Below are 1,379 nucleotides of genomic sequence, written 5' to 3'. Positions count from 1 at the left end.
ATCCAGGATCCTGCGGAACCCGGGTTCGCGGTCAGGTCCGGCAGGTGCTTCTGACACCCGCCGGGCCGATCTTGAACCGGCCCGCCGCTCGTGTCCTTACACTGCCGCCGACTCCCTCGCAGTCTGATCGGGGCTCTTCGAACGTACCCGCTTGCAGAGATCGCCGATGGTCAGGCTATCGAGCTGCGCCATCAAAGCTGGCCACACCACCTCACGGGCAAGGGGTGAGGCAGTGTCGGGGTTAAAGGGATCGAGCTCGACCTCCAACGCCCACACGACCCGCACAATTTCGCCCAGAGTTATGCATCGCTGCTCGCGTCCCAAACGATAGCCGCCGTAGCGCCCACGCTTGCCGTCCAGAATGCCGGCCCGCACCAGGGACTGCAGGACCTCCTCGAGGTATCGCACGGGAACGCGCTGCCGCTCGGTGATCTCGACTTTGCGCACCCAACGCTCGCCGCCTTGGAGTGCCACGTCGAGTACAGCCGCTATGCCATATATGGTTATCCTGCTGAGCCAAAGCATCTTGGGCACTCACACGGCAACGCCCGAGCATGGCGGGCACGGATTAACTGCGCAATTTGCATGCTCGAGCACCGAGGCAAACATGCCCGCTGAGCGCGATCGGCGGCGATGGCTCTCCGTTGTTACCCCGCAAGCGCCTACGCCCTGGCCGCACGCTAAGGCACCCCAGGGCGGAGGTACGCCTTGGCAGCGGCTAGCCCGTCAGCGAGGGGGCACCGCGAGAGGTACTTCTCAATCGCTCGTCCTACCTAGCCAATTCCCGCGATACCTTCGCCATGCTTGGGTGGAGAAAATTGGGGGCTGGCCAACAGCGCCGCCCAAGCTTGGTGTCGTTTCAAGTTCGAGGAAGCGCCAGGGTGGTAACGAATGCTACCCCGCGGGCCGGTAACGTCTCTGGGACATATGTCTAGCCGGCCCGCGCCTGCGCGGCGTAGCCTCCGATCAGAACGGCTTTCTGCGGCGCAGCTGGCGAGAACGCGCCAGTCCATTATCCGTCAAGGCAACTCGGTCGGCGCCCTGCAACCGGACGAAACCCGCCTCGATCAAAGCGTCAAGGGCAGAGCCGAGGCACTCCTCAATGGGAAAGCTTCCATCGGCCAAAGCGATGCGGCGCAGCAGGTCGGCCTGCTCTTTGTTCCATGCAGCCATCACCCCCTGTCTTGCCTCGCCCACTCGTTCCAACACCAACACGCGGTAGGGGTAAGTCGTGATGTCGGGCTACGCCTTGCTTCCGGCGTCCTCTCGCCTTTTCTTCGCCGGACCCATCTACTAGGCGGGCGGCGCGCTCCACTTGGGCGACTTCAGGAGCTTCACGACATGCCGGTCGCCTATGCCCTTTAAGCCGCCGGCTCGGG

Annotated in this window: 2 protein-coding genes; both read right to left on the bottom strand. The window is 63.8% G+C overall.

What is annotated here, in order from left to right; all coding sequences use genetic code 11:
• Window positions 1-96: 96 nt before the first annotated feature.
• Window positions 97-525, bottom strand: a complete 429-nt coding sequence (locus tag RSO01_RS46780) for an RrF2 family transcriptional regulator (protein WP_147157477.1) — start codon at window positions 523-525, stop codon at window positions 97-99.
• Between the two features lie 441 nt (window positions 526-966).
• Window positions 967-1,173 carry a hypothetical protein gene (locus RSO01_RS46775; protein WP_147157476.1) on the bottom strand — a complete coding sequence of 69 codons (207 nt, stop codon included), beginning with the start codon at window positions 1,171-1,173 and terminating at the stop codon, window positions 967-969.
• Window positions 1,174-1,379: the final 206 nt, after the last annotated feature.

The sequence above is a fragment of the Reyranella soli genome, assembly GCF_007992495.1.
GTDB classification, from domain to species: domain Bacteria; phylum Pseudomonadota; class Alphaproteobacteria; order Reyranellales; family Reyranellaceae; genus Reyranella; species Reyranella soli.
Note: the sequence above shows the minus strand (reverse complement) of the source record. Positions and strands in the feature narration are given on the sequence as shown.